The organism is Chryseobacterium sp. WG23, from assembly GCF_024586575.1.
GTDB lineage: Bacteria > Bacteroidota > Bacteroidia > Flavobacteriales > Weeksellaceae > Chryseobacterium.
In genome coordinates, this window is record NZ_JALCZE010000012.1 from 24,105 (window position 1) to 44,193 (window position 20,089).

The following is a 20,089-nucleotide window of genomic DNA, read 5'->3' on the forward strand; positions in this document are numbered from 1 at the left end:
TTTAAGCAAATTCGTTCTCTCTGATCAGGTTTTCAATACAGTATTCTGCAATGGCGGTAATGGTAAGAAAAGGATTCACTCCAATTGTTCCGGGAATTAATGATCCATCTAAAACATAGAGATTTTCATGTTCCTTTAATTTACCATATTCATTAGTTGTTTCACCCAATACACATCCTCCGAGCGGATGATAGCAGATATCTGCTCCAAAACCATTATTAAACAGAAAATGACTTCTGGTTCCTCCATTGGCTTTATTCATTTTTCTGACAAAATATTTGGCATTTTCCTTCATTTTGACCGTATGACCTTCATCCCAATTCAACTTCAGAGACTGATTGATGGTATCATACGTGACTTCCCCTTTTTTATCAACGCGGTTAATTAATAAATACAAGGCCGTGGCCACATCCATTCCCATAGGCAAAGGGGCAATCTCTGTGAAGAAAGTATGTTCCTTATCATCCCAATTGTCAATGCCACCCACCGGAATGGTAGATTGCTTTGCTCCTGTTCCTCCGGACAGAGGCTTTACCCAATTTCTTCCGGTCATAAAGTTACCATTGTTACCCCAGTTTTTTCCAATACCTTCATGAAGGGGTAATCCGTTTACAGCATGGGAGCGTAACAGGAGCTGTAACGTTCCCATTGTGCCTGCCGCAAGAATAAGCTTTTTACAGTGGAACATCTTATCTGCAATTAAAGTTCCAGAGGTATCAGTCTGCTGTACGCTGACGGTATACGTTTTATCATCATTCAGTTTTATATCGTCTACCCGGTGAAGATCAAGAATTTCAAGATTTCCGGTTTCCAGTGCTTTTTTGAGATAGGTTTTGTCTAAGCTGTTTTTACCATGGTTGTTTCCATAGATCACTTCAGTATTAAGAGCAGAGCGGGGAACTTCATTCAGAAATTCTTTTTCCATGTATTTAAAATCATATACATTGGGAACTCTCATTGTTTTAAAACCTGCTTTATGAGCTTCTTCTTCTCCCACCCGTGTAAATTTGTAATAAGGACAGTCTTTTAAAAATTCTTCATCAATCACGTTTACTTTAAGTTCTTTTTGTACCAAAGGAAAATAATGGCTATAGAACTTTTCTGCATTCAGATGGGGGAAAACCTCTTTGAAATAGTTCTCTTTAGGAGTTACGGCCATCCCTCCGTTAACGAGTGATCCGCCGCCAACACCCCTTCCAACCCAGATATTAATATGATCAAAATCCAGACGGTCCAAGGTCCCGGTAAAAGGAGTCAGAGAAAAAATATTCATGAACGGGGCAATGCTTTTCTTTTTAAGCCATGCAGAGCTTTTTCCAGGTTTTAGCAGGTTAGAAAAAGGAATACCTGCCTTCTCCCAGTTGAGCCCCATTTCCAGCAGCACTACTTTTTTCCCGGCTTCACAAAGACGTAAAGCAGATACAGCACCTCCATATCCACTGCCAATGATAACAATCGGAGCTTCTATAATTTCGTTTTGCTGATCGTCTTTCCGCTCCGCAGCCCGGAATAGATCAGATTGAAGAAAATAAAAGCCTGATACCGCTAATACACTTGTCTTAATGAATTGTTTCCTGTTCATGAGCTTTGTTTCTCAAAAAGTATGCTAGCTTCACGAATGGGTGTTTTATTTAAAACAGATTATGCTTTTTTATTATAATTTTAACTGTTTATACTCTGAAAAATTCATAGTTTTACTTATAATTTATAGCATTTATGAAAAAGATTTTATTGTTCTTTTTGACCCTCCCTCTTTGGGCTTTTTCCCAAAAAACGACTTCTAAAGAAGTGATGGAGGTGAAAAAATTTCAGAAAGAACTCAATGCTGAATATCTGAATCCGAAAGAAACGCCTTTACGGGGAGATAACTTTAAAAATTTTAAAGAACATCCTTTTTTTCCGATTGATATAAGATATAGAATTACAGCAAAGTTTGTTAAATCAAAAGATACAAAACCTTTTGATCTTCCCACTTCTTCAGGGAAAACAAAGTCTTATCAGGAATATGGAAAGGCAAGCTTTGAGTTAGATGGAAAATCTTATACCCTTACTTTATACCAAAGCCTGGATTTGATTAAGCAGAAGAAATATCAGGACTATCTTTTTCTTCCCTTCCGGGATGCTACCAATGAAAAAGAAACCTATGGCGGGGGAAAATATATGGATCTGAAAATTCCGAAAGGAAATACAATCGTACTGGATTTTAATCAGTCCTACCATCCTTATTGTGCTTACAATGCCTATGACTATAATTGTCCTATTGTACCTGAAGGAAATAAACTTCCTGTGGAAATACGTGCCGGAGTAATGTATGAAGATATCTATCATCACTAAACTTGATTATGGTAAGCTTAGCATTTTTTAATCCGGAACATCTATCAGCCATCACGTATACGCTGGATGAAAAGCAGTCACAATTTACGGCACTGGCGGAAGAAGCCCTGCAGAGAATAGCAGAAAGGGATGATCATGATGCATTTCCTGTTACCATTTTCGAGGATGGGAATCCTGTCGGCTTTTTTGTGCTTGATTTTGGACAGGATAAGTTTGAACTGACTGATAATAAAAATTCTGTTTTGGTGAGATCTTTATCTGTAAATCCTGAAATGCAGGGAAAGGGAATAGGAAAGGCTGCCATGATGAAAGTGGATGATTTTGTCAGAAGTCATTTCAAAGATTGCAATGAAATTGTACTGGCTGTCAATCAAAAGAATGAATCAGCCTATCAGATTTATCTTAAAACCGGATATTCTTATGACGGTAAAATGAGAATCGGAAGGAGCGGGCCTCAATACCTTATGTACAAAAAACTTTAAGAAAATTTTAAATTCAAAATTCCTGCCCTCCTGATTTCTTTCCATAACTTTGAGTATCATCAAATTACAAAACATGGAAATATCACTTCATAATCAGGTGGCTGTGGTTACAGGAGCATCCAGCGGAATAGGTTCAGGAATTGCAAAATCTTTGGCTGCTGCAGGCGCTTCAGTAGTTGTGAACCACTCTTCACAAAGATCTTTAGAAGAAGCACAGGCTGTTTTAAAAGAAATTACAGATGCAGGAGGAAAAGGTATAACTTACCAGTGTGATGTTTCTAAAGAAGACCAGGTAATGACAATGTTTCAGGATGTTGTCTCTCAGTTAGGCACAGTGGATATACTGGTCAATAATGCAGGCATTCAAAAAGATGCTCAATTTACAGAGATGACAATGGATCAGTGGAATGCTGTGATTGGTGTCAATCTGACTGGGCAATTTCTCTGCGCAAGAGAAGCAATCAAAGAATTTTTACGTCGGGGCATTGATCCATCACGCTCCATTGCCTGTGGTAAAATTATTCATATCAGTTCTGTTCATGAAATTATTCCCTGGGCAGGACATGCCAACTATGCATCAAGTAAAGGGGCTATCAGAATGCTAATGCAGACCTTAGCCCAGGAATATGGAGCGGATAGGATCCGGGTCAATTCTATTTGCCCGGGAGCGATCCAGACTCCTATAAATAAAGCCGCCTGGGATACTCCTGAAGCACTTCATTCACTTCTTACCCTTATTCCTTACAACAGAATCGGACAACCACAAGATATAGGAAACTTAGCAGCATTTCTTGCCAGTGACCTCGCAGATTATATCACCGGAACCAGCATTTTTATTGATGGGGGAATGACTACGTTTGAGAGCTTTTCAACCGGGGGATAGAGGAGTGGGTAAGAGTTATGAGTTAAGAGTTAAGAGTTGAGAGGTGAGAGTTGAGGGTGAGGGGTAAGGGGTGAGGAGGAAAAGGTTTAAAATAAAGAGCATTGGGAAAGATAAGATCATACATTAATGCTTGTTTTTTATAAAATTTCAGAATAAAGGACGTTAAATTACTAATGATTTCACTATGTCAGAAAAAGAAAGAATTTCAGATATTTCTTGGAAAAAATGGGGGCCTTATGTAAGTAACCGGGAATGGGGACTTGTACGTGAGGATTACAGCGGGAATGGTGATGCCTGGAATTATACCAATCATAATACCGCAGAAGCTAAAACATACAGATGGGGTGAAGAGGGGATATGTGGGATCTGTGATGACGTTCAGCAATTGGTCTTTTCTGTTGGATTCTGGAATAAAAAGGATGAAATGGTAAAAGAACGGTTCTTTGGGCTTACCAACGGGCAGGGAAATCATGGTGAAGATGTGAAGGAATATTTTTATTACCTCGATTCTACCCCTACCCATTCTTATATGAAAATGCTGTATAAATATCCGCAAAATGCCTTCCCATATGCAGATCTTGTGAAAACCAATGCAGAAAGAGGTAAGACAGAACCTGAATATGAGCTCATTGACACCGGGATTTTTGATACTAATGAATACTTTGATATTTTTATTGAATATGCTAAAGAAGGACCCAATGATATTTTGATAAGACTTACCATTATCAATAAAGCTGAAAAAGATGCTTCTCTTGTTATACTGCCTACCGTCTGGTTCAGAAATACCTGGAATTGGGGCTATGACGATTATCAACCACAGCTGAGCGCTAATGAAGCTGACCGTATCAGAATAAGTCATAAAGACCTTGAAGTGAAAAATATCTATGCAAAACAATCTATAAAGACCTTGTTTTGTGATAATGAAACCAACAACAAAAGACTTTATCAGTCACCAGAGAAATCAGAATACTGTAAAGACGGAATTAATAATTTTATACTTACAGGGAATTCACAGTCGGTTAATTCCCAAAATGTAGGCACAAAAGCGTCGTTCTTTATCGATGAGGATTTTAAAGGTAAAGAATCAAAAACTTTTGAATTCAGGATGACGGATAAAGAATTGAAAGAGCCGTTCAGTGATTTTGAATCAATTTTTGATCTGAGACGCAAAGAAGCAGATGAATTTTATGCTGAAATTCAGAAGGGAATTCAGTCGGAAGATGAAAAAATGGTGCAGAGACAGGCATTTGCAGGAATGCTTTGGAACAAAATGTTCTATCATTACAATGTTGAAAAATGGCTGAAAGGGGACCCTGCAGAAATGTCACCACCAAAATCCAGGGATAAAATAAGGAATTACGACTGGAAGCATCTTAACAATGCCCATATTATTTCCATGCCTGATAAATGGGAATATCCATGGTATGCAACCTGGGATCTGGCTTTCCATGCCATTAGCTTTTCTATAATTGATCCTGATTTTGCCAAGCATCAGCTTAAACTTTTCCTGTTTGAATGGTATATGCATCCTAACGGGCAGCTTCCTGCTTATGAATGGAATTTCAGTGATGTTAACCCTCCGGTACATGCATGGGCTGTTTTCAGAGTGTTTAAAATTGATGAGTATATTCGAGATAAGCCGGATCTTGAATTTCTTGAAAGTGCATTTCAGAAACTGCTGATGAATTTTACCTGGTGGGTGAATAAAAAAGACAGCAACGGTAACAACATTTTTGAAGGAGGATTTTTAGGACTTGATAATATTGGTGTTTTCGACAGAAATTCTGCGCTTCCCAATGGGGAGCAGCTGGAGCAATCCGACGGAACAAGCTGGATGGCTATGTTTGCCCTGAATATGATGAGAATAGCACTGGAGCTGGCATTATATAACAATGTGTATGAAGAGATGGCAATGAAGTTTTTTGAACATTTCCTGTCTATTGCGCATTCGTTGGATAATATGGGTGATGAAAACTTCAGCCTTTGGGATGAGGAAGATGAGTTTTTTTATGATGCGATTGCTTCCAGTGACAATACCCATATGTATTTAAGATTAAGAACAATTGTAGGATTGATACCCATGTTTGCTGTTGAGGTGATAGATGACGAAATGATTGAAAATCTTCCCAACTTTAAGAAAAGAATGAAATGGGTACTGGAAAATAAACCGGAACTCGCATCTCTGGTTTCAAGATGGGAAGTTAAAGGACAGGATTCCAAGCACCTTTTATCTTTACTTCGGGGGCACCGTTTAAAAAGACTGTTGAGCAGAATGCTGAACCCGGAGGAGTTTTTAAGCGATTACGGAGTCCGGGCTTTGTCGAAAGAATATGAGCAGAACCCATATACTTTACAGCTTAATGAAACGGATTATTGTGTGAAATATACGCCTGCAGAAAGTGACAGTGGGCTTTTTGGCGGAAACAGCAACTGGCGTGGACCTGTCTGGTTTCCTATTAATTTTCTCATTATTGAAAGCCTCCAACGTTTTTTCTTTTACTACAGTCCGGATTTTATGGTGGAATACCCTACAGGAAGTGGAAACTATTCTAATCTTGATCAGATTGCAGATTCTTTAAGTAAGAGGCTTTCGAAAATATTTTTAAAAGACGAAAACGGAAAACGTCCTGTGAATGGCCAGTACGAAAGATTCCAGACGGATCCTGATTTTAAAGATTATATTTTATTTTACGAATATTTTCACGGAGATAATGGCCGTGGGGTAGGAGCTTCTCATCAGACAGGCTGGACAGGGCTGATCGCAAAAATTCTGCAGCCAAGATTTACCAAAAAAGAAATAGCAGAATCTGAAACTGAAATGCCGGAGAAAGCGAAATAGCGAAAAGTAAATTTGCGGACTGGCTTTATTTTATTCAAATATCTGCTGGATGATTTCCAGTGAGGTGGGTGTTTTAAAATCGGTAATGTGATAGTGATAATACACCAAAAGACTATCCAGGAAATCTTTCCTTACAGAAGAATGTATTTTAGTGGTATAAAGGTTTTCGGCGGTGAGTGCTGTTTTCCACAGTAATGAAATTTCTTCATTGAAGATCTGATGGGTAGAACCGGCTGAAAAAGTACCCGTTTCCGGATCTAAAAATTTTCCTTCACCAATTAAAGGAGCAACACCCTGAATCTTTAAAACAGCAAGTAAAAAAAGAAGATGTGACTGATAATTTTTGTTGATAAGCTGATCAATAAATTCATCAATACTAAAAAATATATTGAGATTTTTGTTTTCAAACTTAAGAATCTGACTTAGGAAATCTGAAATAAAAAAAATAACGGTATTTACTTTTATATCATTATAAATATCATTGTTTTTTACCAGTTCAAATTTTGAAACCGATGGTATACCGTTACCCCTCACCGGGTTTATTGAAAAACTGAGTTTGCTCAACGGCTGCAGCAGGGCTTTCTTTTTATTTTTTTTGGAATAAACCCCTTTAAGAAAATAAGTCTGGAAGCCCTCCTCTTCTGTAAAACAATGCAGTACAGCATCATTTTCCCCGTACTTTATAAATGAAAGTAAAAATCCGTTTTGTGAATTCATTAATTGACTACTCCTATTTTGGCTGTAGCTTTATCAGAACCGTCTTCATTAGTCATTAATACAAAATAAATACCTGAAGCTACACGGGCTCCTTTTTGATTATTAAGATCCCATTCATAGTAACCTCCCCTTGCAACAGCTGAATGAACTACATTTCCTGCTGCATCTACAATTCTTATATTTGTTTTTTCTGCCAGCCCTTTAATGGTAACCTTTCCTTTAAAGTTAGAATACACTACAGGATTCGGGTAAACCAATACATCTCCAAAATTTGAATTGACATCGGCAACATCTCCCTGATAAGTTACAATACCGTTATAAGTAACGAAATATACTTTACCGGTTTTTTTATCTACCTTGATGTCTGTAACACTATTGGTAGGAAGCGGTGAGTTTTCTTTTGTAAAATGTTTTATGGTCTTTTCTCCATTAGAAGAAAGATAGTATACACCACCTCCTTCTACAGATACCCACTTATAATCTCCTGCATCTACTTCAATCTGGAGAATCTGTGAATCTCTGAAAAGTTCTTCGGCAAGCCCGTTTTGTTCTATAATAATAGGGGATGCTGCAGGACTTGGCGTTTTTATTTCGGAAGCTGCATTAGCAAGGATCCTTAACCCATTATCACTACCAATCCATGCATCTCCAGATTTATCAAATGCTACAGATAAAGTTCCTTCACCTGCAATTCCGTTAGATTCTTTTAATAGATAATCGGTGTCATCAGAAAGATTAGCTGCATTTTTATAATCATATACCCAGAAGTTATTTGTTCTCGGCAGCGGTGTCCAAAGCATGTTTTCATAAAAAATGGGCTTTTGTACCCCTGAACTTGAAATAGTATTCTTTTTTATGGTAAAATCATCTGCTGCTTTATCGTAAATCCCTATTGACGGATTTCCGTTGTCTGTAAATGCAATGGAAACAAAAAGATTGCTTTGAGTATCGGTGGCAAAGCCTACAGGACGTCTGTAAAATGGTTGTCCTCCTACGCTATAATATTTTGCAAGCTCAAAGTCTTTACTGCCTGCATTGTATTTCATTTTGTAGACCCCATTGTTAAACATCGTATAATTGGTGAAAAATACTTCATTATTGTTGATAGGGCTCATAACTGCATCGAGCACATTGACTTGTCCTATGTCCCCTTTACTAAAATAAGAAGGATATATCCATTCGGTACCGTTAAAATAATAGAATCCTGGTTTTTTAGGATTTTCTACCGGAAAGTTATAAATATCGGCCCTTGCTCCACTGGAAACAAGCATCTGGTTGTTATCGTAAAGATTTATTTTGTAGGCAAAGTTAAAATACGGACCGGAAGGTTTATAGGTGTTGTTGCCTTCATCCTTTATTCCGGATAATACAGTTCCACCCAGCACCTTTCCACCCGCTATGGTAGCCGTATTACAATCTTCACCAAGGCTTATCGCATTTAAAGAAATACCATTAAGACCAAAGGTATATATTCTGTTATCGGTTACTATAATGTTATTTGAGGTAATAACTACATCCTGAATCTTTGCAAAGCTTGCAGGAAGCGGAGTTGGAGTACCGTTATTATACATGAATGCAGAGGTGGCAGATGCAAATACCAATTCAGATTCAGCATCTATATTTTTAAATGATCCGGGAACTTCCGTTGTCCATGTAGAAAATACAGGGAATGTAGTATTGATCTCATGGCTTTTCAATCCAGTATTGGTTACAGAATAAATCTTGTTTCCAAATATTGTTGCTTCGTTACTGGCTTCATATATACCTCCGCTAAGGAAAAATGCAGAATCTCCAAACTCTTTCTTTTTAAGATCAAATATAGATACTCCATACCCTACAGAAATAACTGCCTTATCTCCTGTAATAGAAATATGGTTGACTTTTTTATTTCCGTTATAACCTGTGGCAATAGGAATGTCAACGATGTACTTAATTTCCTGAGGAGTAATGACATCCATAGATCCGTCAGAATAACCGATAAGACCTGTCTTGGTTTGTGAGTTATAATCAAAGGCGGTGATCCCAATATTATGGAGTCCGTTAGCTTTAGACAGCTTTGTAATCTCTCCACTTCCTATAGTATAATAGAATAATCCGTTTTCTGTGGCGGCTATTATTTTTCCATTGTCTTCTTTCATGGCCAGGACATTATTGTAGGAAAAAAGATCTGCCCATTTTTTTGATGAAATGACCTGCGCTTTTGTAAACTGCAGGGATGCTAAAATACCAAGAGAAATTAAAGAGAGTTTTTTCATATTATGCTATTATGCTGCTGTCTATTACCTGATTGTTCCAGGAGATATGCTGTACGTTTTTATTTGTATCAAAGTGAAAATCTATTCTACCCAAAAGAAGTCCTGCCCATCCAACCTGGTTCACCAAGACATTTTTACCTTGTCTGTTGGTGAAAGTTTGAGGCTCAGGAAGGAAAGTATGGGTATGGCCACCTAAAATAATATCAATATTTTCTGTACTGGCGGCTAAAATTTTATCACTTATTTTATTGGGTTCGTCTTTGTAATCATACCCAATATGGGAAAGACAGATTACAAGATCACATTGTTGGTCTTTTTTCAGAAAGTTCGAATAATGCTGTGCTACATCAACGGGGTTAGAATATACGGTTTCTCCATATTGTTTTTTACCTACAAGACCGTCCAGTTGGATTCCTACTCCAAAAATCCCTACTTTAATACCGTTTTTATTAAAGATTTTATATGGAGAAGTTTTTCCGTCAAGTATTGTATTTTTGAAATTATAATTAGAACAGATAAATGGAAACTTTGCTGTGGGAAGAACCTTAGAAAATCCATCTAAACCATTGTCAAAATCGTGGTTTCCCATAGTAGAAGCATCATACTTCATCATAGACATTAGCTTAAACTCCAGTTCGCCTCCGAAAAAGTTAAAGTACGGTGTTCCCTGAAAAATATCTCCCGAATCAAGAAGTAATACATTAGATTCCTGATTTCTGATCTGTTGAATTAAGCTAGCTCTTCTGGCAAAACCTCCCTGATTCGGGTTTTTGGTATAACTTGCATCAAAAGGCTCTATTCTGCTGTGCTGATCATTGGTATGAAGAATAGTTAGTTTATTTGCGGACTGTAAACCAGGAATAGCTAATCCTTCCGCCTTCATCATATTAGGAGCTAAAGCCATTGCTAAAGTTCCACCACCTATTGCTTTTAAAAAACTTTTTCTATCCATTACTTTTTACCGATAAAATTTAAACGAACATCCGTATTAGGCACTACTTCCGGAGTTTTTTTGAAATATTCAATGAATAAATCTCTAAGTTTTATCCCTGTCGGAATTGATTCTCCTTTGGCAAAGAATTTCATATTATCTCCACCCAAAGCAAGATAGTCTGAGGTAGCAATATAATAGTCTTTATCAGTGTCTATTTTTTTTCCGTTAATTAACGATTGATTAAGTTGTCCGTCTTTTGTTTCAATATACAGATGAGAAACAGGATTGTTCACCTGGGTTTTTGCATAATAATCAAAAAGACCCTGAAGATCCGTCCCTTTCATTTTCACAATAATTACCTCATTTTCAAAAGGCATTACTTCAAAAACGTTTTTCAGCATAATATCACCTTTTCCAATGGTAGTACGGATTCCTCCGATATTGATCAAGGCAGCATCTACATTTTTCTTAAGATTTATTTTTGCCCATTCATTTCCTCCTTCAAATGTATAATCAGCTAAAAGATTACCGAGATTACTGTTGTCTCCCTGCTTGGTAAGGTCTACACTGGTATGAGAAATTTTCTGGTTCATTTCCCGGTCCAGTTTCTCTTTATAAGGTTCAATTACTTTTACAAACTCCTCATCATTCTTTAGCTCGTTATTAATAGAAATATTCTTCTGGGTCTCTACGTTTGCAAGCTGCAGCGTGGATGCTGTTTTGCAGGCGGTAAGCGATGCCAGAACAATTCCTAGTAACAAGAATTTATTTTTCATAATATCTTTTAGTATATGCAAATATAACCATATGAATAATAAAACATTATTATTTATTACAAATTCTTATTGTAAATTATTAAATTTGACAAAAATAATTCGAACAGATGAGCATTTTAAAAGGAGTAGGTGTTGCATTGGTAACGCCCTTTAATGAAGATTTATCCGTTGACTTCGATAGTTTAACAAAACTTGTTGAATACAATATTGAAAACGGAACCAATTATTTGGTAGTATTGGGAACTACGGCAGAAGCCGCTACGCTTTCTGATGAAGAAAAGAAACAGGTAATTGAGCATATCATTAAGGTGAATAATAAACGTCTTCCTCTGGTATTAGGAATTGGCGGTAACAATACTCTTGAAGTAAAGAAACAGATTGAAGAAGCAGACCTTTCTGCATTTGAAGCAGTGCTTTCTGTATCTCCATATTACAATAAACCTAACCAGGAAGGACTTTACCAACATTACAAAGTTTTGGCTTCTACAGGAAAAAAAATAATCATTTACAATGTTCCTTCAAGAACAGGGCAGAATATTGATGCAGATACTACTATCCGCATTGCAAAGGAATTTCCAAATCTGTTTATGATCAAGGAAGCTGCACCCAATATTCTTCAGTATTTTGATATTTTAAGAAAAAAGCCTGAAGGGTTTTCATTGGTTTCCGGAGATGATGAATATACACTTCCGGTAACGTTGGCTGGTGGAAAGGGGGTAATTTCTGTGATTGGACAGGGATATCCTAAAGAGTTTTCCACAATGGTACAGTTGGCTTTTGACGGAAAGGTGAAAGAAGCTTATGAAATTCATAATAGGCTGGTGGAAATTACACGTTTAATTTTTGCAGAAGGAAACCCTTGTGGTATTAAAGTAATTCTTGCTGAAAAAGGAATTATTAAGAATCATCTTAGACTTCCTTTGGTTCCTGCTTCAGAAGGACTTTATGCAAAGATCAAGGCTGAAATGGCAACTATTTAAATTGAATACCAATCATCAGTAGTGAATTTGTATTAGACTATATGAATTCACTGTTGAAAACAGATGATAATTGATATAATCTCATAAAGTGAAAAGTTCAGGCTTTTCACTTTTTTTAATCATAAAATGAAAATAATGAAATTAATAGAAGCGACAGTAAAGGACATTCCTTTGATTCAGGATTTGGCAAAAAGATCCTGGGAAAATGCGTATGCCGATATCCTTTCGGCGGAACAGATGGAGTATATGCTTGCAGAAATGTATTCTGAAACAGAAATTACAAACCATTTCCAAAATCCGTATTATCATTATTATTTGATTCAGGATGAACATAACAGTTCTTTTGAAGGTTTTATTGGATATGAACACCATTATGAAGACCAGACAACGAAACTTCACCGTATTTATCTGGTTCCGGAAAGTAAAGGAAAAGGTTTTGGAAAAGAAGCACTTCAATTTTTGAATCTTAAAGTAGCTGAAAATGGAGATGAAAGAATTATTTTGAATGTAAATAAATATAACGCTGCCAGAAATTTTTATGAATCCCAGGGATACAACGTGTTTGGAGAAGGAGCTTTCGATATTGGAAAAGGATTTATAATGGATGATTTTCTGATGGAGTTTCTAATTCACAAATAATTGACTTAAAATCTTGTAACTTTATCTTGTAATTCTATAACAAGTGATTTCTTTTTTTGAGTCATCTTTGTTTCAGAACCAAATCACTTTTTAATAATACATTCATATGCTTGGTTTTGAGCTGATTTAGCTTTTTATCAGTATATTTTTTTCATCCTTAGTGTTTAAATTCCTGTATTCTTGAATGCAGGAATTTTTTTGTGGGTCAATTCTTGAAAAAAATAAGGCTATTTCACATTCAATTGAAATAAATCATTATATTTACTGAAAATTTGACTTACTATAATAGGATGAAAATGTATGTAAAATTTGATTTCAACACTCTCTGTAAGAAGGTGTTAGATGAAAAACTTAGAGAACACGGGCTGAAATACAGGTTGCTGAACTTTGGAGAGGTAGAGTTTTACGAGCCCCTAACGCAGGAACAGCATCATCTTTTTAAGAAACATCTTGGAGAGTATGGTATCGAAATTATTGAAAGCCAGAAAACGGCTTTAGTACAAAAAATAAAAGATGCTATCGTAGAGCTTGTTTTTTCTGATGAGATTATTCCTGTAAAAGCATCTATTTATATTTCTGAAAAGCTGAATCACAGCTATGGATATCTTTCCAACCTTTTTTCAGAAGTTGCTTTTACTTCTATCGAGAACTTTATTATTTTGCAGAAAATAGAGCACGCTAAGGTGTTAATTATACGAAATAAGCAAAGTCTCACAGAAATTGCCCACAAATTGAATTACTCCAGTGTAGCCCATTTGAGCACACAGTTTAAAAATACAACCGGCATTACGCCATCCCAGTTTCAAAAAATACTAGGGAAAAGACGCAGGGCCCAAAATACGGCCATAAACCATAAAATGCAGTATGAATAAAGAATTTCTGAACGTAATCGTAGCAGATGATAATGAAAACACACTTACTTTTTTTAAAAATATATTTAAAGAGCTAAAAATTTCTATTAAAGTTCAATGCTTTAACAGTGGAATATCCCTGATGAAATATCTGAATAATGAAGAAGCTGTTATTCCTGAAATTGTTTTTATGAAATATGAAATTCCTGACAAAAATAGCCTGGAATGGATTGAAGAAGTTCGCGAAAACCTGAAGTTTAACAATATGGTAATAGCAGTATATTCTGAATCAATCCCTGAAAATGAAGTTGAAGATCTCTTTGTTAAAGGGGGGAACGTTTATATTAAAAAGCCTGAAACGTTTGAGAAATTGAAAAAAGTACTCACGGAAGTTATCACTATCAATTGGCAGTATCATACATCAGGACTGAATAAAGAGAATTTTATTCTGAAAGTATAAACGGCAGTAGTTTTTTTAATTCTATTTTTTGATAATTTAACGATATTTATTACATAGTATTCACAAATAGGTGAAAATTTTATAACTAATAACTGAAATAATATAAAAAGGTTTTCAATAAAAATGCAGACTTTTGTAGTATAGAATCAGCGACACAAATTTGATATAAATAAAAGATACAGATGAATGAATAGTAATTGTTTCACAACAAGTATTTATATAAATCACGATGTTATTTAACAAAATGAATTATATTAATTTCCAATTATAAAGCATAGAAGATCTTTAAACAAAACGGTACAATCATGAAAACTCAAAAGTAGTTGGAGACCTATTTATTCGTTTCATTCCCTCGTCTCCTTCTATATTCAGTTAGTTTTTATAATAAGCAAGTTGGAAAAATAATTCATTTTGTTTTTTTTATAATTTATTTTAATAGTTATGGTTTGAAATCTATTCAAATAATATATAAATATTTTCACACCACATCACAAAATATTAAACCTAAACTATTAAAATAAATTTTCTTTAGGCAGACAAGAAGTAATTTCTTCTAAATAACAGTTTTATAAGGGGACCGCAGGAAAGATTTTCTGCGGTTTTTTTTATGAAATTTTACTCCACTTATTCTTTCCTTTGTAATACCTGATGTAATAATTTTTGATGACAAGGTTGTCAGGTCTTGAAAGCATTGGATCAGCCTCCAGAATTCTGTCTACTGTATTTTTGGTAGTCTTAATGATTGCTGAATCATTGATAAGGTCTAATCTTTTAAAATCTACCACGCCGCTCTGCTGAGTTCCCAGGATATCTCCGGGACCGCGAAGCTGCATGTCAACTTCAGAGATTTTGAAACCATCATTGGTTTCTGTCATTGTTCGGATGCGGGTTCTGCTTTCCTTAGATAATTTATCTGAGGTCATCAGAATACAGTAGCTTTGTTCTGCTCCTCTTCCCACACGTCCTCTAAGCTGATGAAGCTGTGAAAGGCCAAATCTTTCTGAACTTTCAATAACCATTACAGATGCATTAGGAACATTTACTCCCACCTCAATAACCGTTGTTGCTACCATAATTTCTGCTTTTCCTGAAGCAAAATAAGTCATGGCTGCATCTTTTTCATCAGGTTTCATTTTTCCATGAAGCATGGTAACATTATAATCTGAGAAGTATTCCATGACATGTTCAAGCCCCTCCATCAGGTTTTTATAATCCAATGTTTCAGATTCTTCAATAAGTGGATAAACAAAATAAATCTGCCTTCCTTTCTTTATCTCATCTTTACAGAAATTGTAAACATACGACCTGTCTTTTTCACGCCTGTGAGCTGTGATTATAGGTTTTCTTCCCACCGGCATTTCATCAATCACAGACACATCAAGATCCGAATAAAAACTCATTGCCAATGTTCTCGGAATAGGAGTTGCGGTCATTACAAGAATGTGAGGCGGAATTTTATTTTTTGCCCACAGTTTCGCCCGTTGGGCTACCCCAAATCTATGCTGTTCATCAATAATAGCCAGTCCTAAATTTTTAAATTTAACTTTATCTTCCAATATGGCATGGGTACCTACCAGAATAGAAAGACTGCCACTTTCAAGTTCTGCATGAATAATCTTCCTTTCAGAAGCCTTGGTAGAACCTGTAAGAAGACGGATGTTGATATTCGTTTCCTGCAATAATTCCTTCATTCCGTTATAATGCTGCTGGGCAAGAATTTCTGTAGGAGCCATCATACAGCTCTGAAAGCCATTATCCAGTGCAATCAGCATGGTCAGTAGTCCCACCATTGTTTTTCCGGATCCTACATCGCCCTGTAAAAGCCTGTTCATCTGGATGGGCTTTTTCATATCCATGCGGATTTCTTTTAAAACCCTTTTCTGGGCATTCGTAAGATCAAAAGGAAGGTGATTTTCATAAAAATCATTGAAATGATCCCCAATAATAGGAAAAGGATTGCCGTGTGACTGAGTTTTATGATGCAGTTTTTTCAAACCATAACCTAATTGAAAAAAGAATGACTCTTCAAACTTTAGTCTGAAATCTGCCTTATCAAAATGCTCCATATCTTTTGGGAAATGCACATTCAGAAAAGCATGCTGCCTTGAGATAAAATTGAATGTTTTCATTAAATATTCCGGGAAGTTCTCCTCAATAAGCTGAGGAATCTCTTTGCAGATATTTTTAAGAGCATTTTGAAAGAACTTTTGACCCAACCCCCTTTTAGTAAGTTTTTCAGAACTTGGATAAATGGGCTTCAGACGGGTGTCACCGTCTTTACTTTCTTCAGCTTCTATTTCCGGATGCGGCATAGAAAACTGCCTGTTGAAAACATTGATCTTTCCAAATATATATACATCACGATTAACAGGAATTTGCTCTTTCAGCCATTTTGAATATTGAAACCATACAAGATCTATACTGCCTGTATGATCATTAAATTTGGCAGAAAGTCTTTTTGTTTTTCCGGTCTGAATTTCCTGTATCTGGGTGATTTTCCCTTTTAGCTGGATATCAAGATTAGTTTCCTGAAGCTGGGAAACCGTATAGATTTTACTTTTATCCAGATAACGGATAGGGTAGAAGTTCAGAAGATCTTCCACAGTGGAAAGGCCCAGCACACTTTTGATGAGTTTGGCTCTTTCAGGACCTATTCCTTTTACGTATTCTATTGAAGTATCTAAAGTCATTTAAAAAGCGAGCCCTAATTTCGGTAAAATAGCTGGAATTTGAAATTTTTAATACGAGAATCTTGAGGTAAATATCTAAAAAAGGCTTTCAGATTCTGAAAGCCTTTGATTTATATTAGTCTTTGATTTTAGATTTGAACTTTCTCTGGTAATCTTCCCACTGTTCTCTGGTACGGATTTTTTTAAATAAATCCTTTGATATCAGTTCCAGGTAGGGTTCCAGTTCTTTAGCAGATAACTCTCCCTGCAGAATAGTGATAGGATCTCCATGTTCATCCAGGAAAACAGTACTTGGTACAGCTCCTACGTTCATGTACTGGGTAAACTCATGCAGGGAATTTTTTCCTTTCTTCTGTTCCGTATTTGGATTTGAAAATGTTCTTCCAAAGATTTCAATACTATTTTTTTCTTCAGCATTAAATTTTACAGGATAGTAATTCTCATTTAAGATCTGGGAAATCACGGCATGGCCATATGTTTTTTTATCCATAATCTTACAAGGCCCACACCAGTCTGCATAAAAATCAATAAGAATTTTTTTAGGATGGGTCTTCTGGGCTTTTAAAGCCTCTTCAATAGTCATCCACTTTATTTGTGCAAAACTGAAATTCAATAATAATAAGAGTACTATGCTTAAAATTTTCTTCATAATGATTTGTGATATTTATGTAAAAATAAGCATAATAGTTTATTCTTTATTTTACATCCTGCATTAATTTTTTTACGAATGGAGATATCAAAATTAATACTACTCCGGCAATTACAGCGTATAATCCCAATTGTTTATATCCATCAGTATAAGTGATCAATTCATCATAATTGGTAGAGCCCTGTTTTGCTGTAGCCAGGCTGGCTCCGATAATCCCTGCAACATATTGCCCATAAGCTGAGGCAAGGAACCACATTCCCATCATCATCCCTTGAAGGTTCTTGGTGGAAAGCTTAGTCATGATGGATAATCCGATAGGGGAGAGGCATAATTCCCCAAGGGTAATAATCAATAATGCCAGTGTGAAGAAATTTAATGAAGTAATCCCCTGAAGATCGGCAAACAAACGGGTAGCAAATAAAACGTAATATCCCAGTCCCAGGAAAATAAAACCTAATCCAAATTTGATAATGGTATTAGGCTCAATTTTTCTTTTGTTCAGCCAGATCCAAAGAAGTCCGATAAGTGGAGCCAGGAAAATAATGAAAAATGCACCTCCGGAGTTATTCACTCCATTCGGGTCTAATCCAAAAAGATCTTTATTCAGGTTCTTAGCGGCAAAAATACTTAAAGAGCCGCCACTTTGTTCATAAATTCCCCAGAACACTATAGAGAAGATAATGAAGACCAATGCTGCCCAAAGCTTCTTGCGTTCTGAAGCTGTTACTTTAGACATTTCATAGAATAAATAAATTAATGTCAATGGTCCGATAGTCCACATAAAATAATCTGTATATTCTGTTTTGGCAACCATAGTCATAATGATGGGTACAAAAACCAATGATAATACGTAGACTCCATATTCTTTCCATTTTGGGATCGGTGCAGATTTGATTTCTGCTAAAGGATGTCCCGGCTGAAGTCCAATAGTTCCTAATCTCCTTTGAGTAAATATGAAATTAATTAAACTGATAACCATTACTACTGCTGCAAGTCCAAAAGCAATATGCCATCTCATTTCTTCGGATATAATATTGCTTAGGAATTCTCCTTTACCAATTGCAATACATAAATAACCACCTAATAGTGCGCCAAGGTTAATACCTGCATAGAAAAGTGAGAATCCGGCATCTGCTCTTGAATCATTAGATTTATACAGCTGTCCAACCATTGATGAAATATTCGGTTTGAAAAAGCCTGTTCCCACTACAGTAAATGCAATACCCAGAAAAAAGAATTTATGGGGATCGGTTGCTAATATTAAACTTCCGATAATCATCAGAAGCCCACCCCAAAACAATGATTTTCTGAATCCTAAGATTTTATCTGCAAAAAGACCTCCTATAAAAGTAAAGGCATATACAAAAGCCTGGGTGGCTCCGTACTGAAGGTTGGCTTCTTTTTCATGGAAGTTGAGCTGTGAGATCATAAAGAAAACCAGCATTCCACGCATTCCATAGAAACAGAAGCGTTCCCACATCTCAGAGAAAAACAGACTCCAGATTTGTTGGGGGTATTTTCCTTTGAAATTTTGTATTTCATCTAAAGTTAAGCTCATAATGATAATATGATTATTTTTAATTAAGGGTTTTTATTTTCCTGATCCAGCTCAAAACGGATTCTATCCTGGTCAATAATTTGTTTTAATTCTTCTTCTTTTGGGAGATACAGCAAATATTTGCTGGCGAATAAATTGTTTTTATCATTGAGAACGGAGTATTTTACAATGGTCTCATCCTTTTCTGAGCATAGTAGAATTCCGATGGTTGGATTATCTCCTTCACCGCGTTTAAGGTCATCATACATTCTTACATACATGTCTATCTGCCCAATATCCTGATGAGAAAGTTCTCCGGTTTTTAGGTCGATGATGACAAAGCATTTCAATATGTAATTATAGAAGACAAGATCAATATAGAAGTCTGATGTATCAGTTGAAATATGTTGTTGTCTGGCTACAAAAGCAAATCCTTTTCCAAATTCCAGTAAAAACTTTTGAATATGATCAATGATTGCTGTTTCAATTTCTTTTTCGGAGAATTGTTCATCAGATCTTAAGCCAAGAAATTCAAAAATATAAGGATCTTTTAAAACACTGTGAATAGTTTCTGTGGAAGATTTTTTATGTTTTAAAACCCGTTCGTAAGCAAGGGAATTGATTTGTCTTTTTAGATCCCTGACATTCCAGTTATTTTGTACCGCTTCATTGAGATAATAATTTCTTTTATTTTTATCATCCTGACTTGAAAGCAGCCTGTAATGAGACCAACTCAATTGTAGAGACAATGTGTCAACAATTGGGAAAGACATATAAAATTTACGCATATTAGATAAATTTGTATAGTCAAATCCTTTTCCAAACTCCAAAGTTAGCTTTTGAGATAGATTCTTTAAAATATATTTTCCATATTCTGCACGTTCTTTTCCCTGTTGTTCATCTTCAACAATCAGTTTTCCAATCTGCCAGTAAGTAAGCAGTAAGGTAGAATTCGCTATCCGAAAAACCTTTTCGCGCGATTGTCTAATAATTTCCTTTACGGATTGGAATAAAGAATCTTCGGAAATTTCCATCGTACGAAATTAAAAAAAACCTCTGACTT

General features: G+C 35.9%; 17 protein-coding genes. 8 read left to right on the top strand and 9 right to left on the bottom strand.

The annotated features are described in order from the left end of the window. Position 1 precedes the first annotated feature (1 nt). On the bottom strand, positions 2–1,582 hold the full coding sequence (locus MP477_RS17740; RefSeq protein WP_257191435.1) for a GMC family oxidoreductase N-terminal domain-containing protein: 1,581 nt from the start codon (positions 1,580–1,582) through the stop codon (positions 2–4). A 134-nt stretch (positions 1,583–1,716) separates the two neighbouring features. Between MP477_RS17740 and MP477_RS17745 the strand changes: the two genes are divergently transcribed. The 4 genes from MP477_RS17745 to MP477_RS17760 all read left to right on the top strand — a co-directional run bounded on the left by MP477_RS17745 (position 1,717) and on the right by MP477_RS17760 (position 6,538). Further along, positions 1,717–2,334: a DUF1684 domain-containing protein gene (locus tag MP477_RS17745; protein WP_257191436.1), complete on the top strand. Its 618-nt coding sequence runs from the start codon at positions 1,717–1,719 to the stop codon at positions 2,332–2,334. Between the two features lie 8 nt (positions 2,335–2,342). Beyond that, on the top strand, positions 2,343–2,816 hold the full coding sequence (locus MP477_RS17750) for a GNAT family N-acetyltransferase (protein ID WP_257191437.1): 474 nt from the start codon (positions 2,343–2,345) through the stop codon (positions 2,814–2,816). Between the two features lie 73 nt (positions 2,817–2,889). Beyond that, the gene (locus MP477_RS17755; protein ID WP_257191438.1) at positions 2,890–3,699 is read left to right on the top strand and encodes a glucose 1-dehydrogenase; all 810 of its coding nucleotides are present in this window, start codon (positions 2,890–2,892) and stop codon (positions 3,697–3,699) included. 184 nt (positions 3,700–3,883) lie between these two features. Further along, entirely contained in the window at positions 3,884–6,538 is a 2,655-nt protein-coding gene (locus MP477_RS17760; RefSeq protein ID WP_257191439.1) for a glucosidase, read from the top strand. Positions 6,539–6,568: 30 nt separating this feature from the next. Here MP477_RS17760 and recO read toward each other — a convergent pair whose 3' ends face one another. Genes recO through MP477_RS17780 form a run of 4 tightly spaced genes read right to left on the bottom strand, consistent with a single transcriptional unit; the run spans position 6,569 to position 11,220 of the window. Then, positions 6,569–7,255 (bottom strand): DNA repair protein RecO, encoded by a 687-nt coding sequence (recO, locus tag MP477_RS17765; protein ID WP_257191440.1) that lies wholly within the window; start codon positions 7,253–7,255, stop codon positions 6,569–6,571. Beyond that, complete coding sequence (locus tag MP477_RS17770; RefSeq protein ID WP_257191441.1) at positions 7,255–9,510, bottom strand: hypothetical protein; 2,256 nt, start codon at positions 9,508–9,510, stop codon at positions 7,255–7,257. Before MP477_RS17770 ends, recO begins: the two co-directional genes overlap by 1 nt. A gap of 1 nt (position 9,511) precedes the next feature. Next, positions 9,512–10,462 (bottom strand): bifunctional UDP-sugar hydrolase/5'-nucleotidase, encoded by a 951-nt coding sequence (locus MP477_RS17775; protein ID WP_257191442.1) that lies wholly within the window; start codon positions 10,460–10,462, stop codon positions 9,512–9,514. Continuing rightward, the gene (locus MP477_RS17780) at positions 10,462–11,220 is read right to left on the bottom strand and encodes a 5'-nucleotidase C-terminal domain-containing protein (protein WP_230038643.1); all 759 of its coding nucleotides are present in this window, start codon (positions 11,218–11,220) and stop codon (positions 10,462–10,464) included. The genes MP477_RS17775 and MP477_RS17780 overlap by 1 nt, the downstream gene beginning before the upstream one ends. Positions 11,221–11,327: 107 nt before the next feature. On the opposite strand from MP477_RS17780, the gene dapA reads away from it, so the two are divergent. The 4 genes from dapA to MP477_RS17800 all read left to right on the top strand — a co-directional run bounded on the left by dapA (position 11,328) and on the right by MP477_RS17800 (position 14,150). Then, on the top strand, positions 11,328–12,200 hold the full coding sequence (dapA, locus tag MP477_RS17785; RefSeq protein ID WP_230038645.1) for a 4-hydroxy-tetrahydrodipicolinate synthase: 873 nt from the start codon (positions 11,328–11,330) through the stop codon (positions 12,198–12,200). A gap of 135 nt (positions 12,201–12,335) precedes the next feature. Then, positions 12,336–12,839, top strand: a complete 504-nt coding sequence (locus MP477_RS17790; protein WP_230038647.1) for a GNAT family N-acetyltransferase — start codon at positions 12,336–12,338, stop codon at positions 12,837–12,839. Between the two features lie 290 nt (positions 12,840–13,129). Further along, the gene (locus tag MP477_RS17795; RefSeq protein WP_230038649.1) at positions 13,130–13,711 is read left to right on the top strand and encodes an AraC family transcriptional regulator; all 582 of its coding nucleotides are present in this window, start codon (positions 13,130–13,132) and stop codon (positions 13,709–13,711) included. After that, the gene (locus MP477_RS17800) at positions 13,704–14,150 is read left to right on the top strand and encodes a response regulator (RefSeq protein ID WP_230038651.1); all 447 of its coding nucleotides are present in this window, start codon (positions 13,704–13,706) and stop codon (positions 14,148–14,150) included. The genes MP477_RS17795 and MP477_RS17800 overlap by 8 nt, the downstream gene beginning before the upstream one ends. Positions 14,151–14,755: 605 nt before the next feature. Here the strand turns inward: MP477_RS17800 and recG are convergent. From recG to MP477_RS17820, 4 genes are all read right to left on the bottom strand, one after another. Further along, the gene (recG, locus tag MP477_RS17805; protein WP_257191443.1) at positions 14,756–16,840 is read right to left on the bottom strand and encodes an ATP-dependent DNA helicase RecG; all 2,085 of its coding nucleotides are present in this window, start codon (positions 16,838–16,840) and stop codon (positions 14,756–14,758) included. A 115-nt stretch (positions 16,841–16,955) separates the two neighbouring features. Further along, positions 16,956–17,489, bottom strand: a complete 534-nt coding sequence (locus MP477_RS17810; RefSeq protein WP_230038655.1) for a thioredoxin fold domain-containing protein — start codon at positions 17,487–17,489, stop codon at positions 16,956–16,958. Between the two features lie 46 nt (positions 17,490–17,535). Beyond that, on the bottom strand, positions 17,536–19,047 hold the full coding sequence (locus MP477_RS17815) for a peptide MFS transporter (protein ID WP_230038657.1): 1,512 nt from the start codon (positions 19,045–19,047) through the stop codon (positions 17,536–17,538). Between the two features lie 23 nt (positions 19,048–19,070). After that, entirely contained in the window at positions 19,071–20,060 is a 990-nt protein-coding gene (locus MP477_RS17820; protein WP_230038659.1) for a YhcG family protein, read from the bottom strand. Positions 20,061–20,089 lie beyond the last annotated feature (29 nt).

Coding starts and splice junctions, on each gene's coding strand:
- MP477_RS17740 (WP_257191435.1), bottom strand. CDS start 1,582: ATGAACAGGAAACAATTCATTAAGACAAGTGTATTAGCGGTATCAGGC.
- MP477_RS17745 (WP_257191436.1), top strand. CDS start 1,717: ATGAAAAAGATTTTATTGTTCTTTTTGACCCTCCCTCTTTGGGCTTTT.
- MP477_RS17750 (WP_257191437.1), top strand. CDS start 2,343: ATGGTAAGCTTAGCATTTTTTAATCCGGAACATCTATCAGCCATCACG.
- MP477_RS17755 (WP_257191438.1), top strand. CDS start 2,890: ATGGAAATATCACTTCATAATCAGGTGGCTGTGGTTACAGGAGCATCC.
- MP477_RS17760 (WP_257191439.1), top strand. CDS start 3,884: ATGTCAGAAAAAGAAAGAATTTCAGATATTTCTTGGAAAAAATGGGGG.
- recO (WP_257191440.1), bottom strand. CDS start 7,255: ATGAATTCACAAAACGGATTTTTACTTTCATTTATAAAGTACGGGGAA.
- MP477_RS17770 (WP_257191441.1), bottom strand. CDS start 9,510: ATGAAAAAACTCTCTTTAATTTCTCTTGGTATTTTAGCATCCCTGCAG.
- MP477_RS17775 (WP_257191442.1), bottom strand. CDS start 10,462: ATGGATAGAAAAAGTTTTTTAAAAGCAATAGGTGGTGGAACTTTAGCA.
- MP477_RS17780 (WP_230038643.1), bottom strand. CDS start 11,220: ATGAAAAATAAATTCTTGTTACTAGGAATTGTTCTGGCATCGCTTACC.
- dapA (WP_230038645.1), top strand. CDS start 11,328: ATGAGCATTTTAAAAGGAGTAGGTGTTGCATTGGTAACGCCCTTTAAT.
- MP477_RS17790 (WP_230038647.1), top strand. CDS start 12,336: ATGAAATTAATAGAAGCGACAGTAAAGGACATTCCTTTGATTCAGGAT.
- MP477_RS17795 (WP_230038649.1), top strand. CDS start 13,130: ATGAAAATGTATGTAAAATTTGATTTCAACACTCTCTGTAAGAAGGTG.
- MP477_RS17800 (WP_230038651.1), top strand. CDS start 13,704: ATGAATAAAGAATTTCTGAACGTAATCGTAGCAGATGATAATGAAAAC.
- recG (WP_257191443.1), bottom strand. CDS start 16,840: ATGACTTTAGATACTTCAATAGAATACGTAAAAGGAATAGGTCCTGAA.
- MP477_RS17810 (WP_230038655.1), bottom strand. CDS start 17,489: ATGAAGAAAATTTTAAGCATAGTACTCTTATTATTATTGAATTTCAGT.
- MP477_RS17815 (WP_230038657.1), bottom strand. CDS start 19,047: ATGAGCTTAACTTTAGATGAAATACAAAATTTCAAAGGAAAATACCCC.
- MP477_RS17820 (WP_230038659.1), bottom strand. CDS start 20,060: ATGGAAATTTCCGAAGATTCTTTATTCCAATCCGTAAAGGAAATTATT.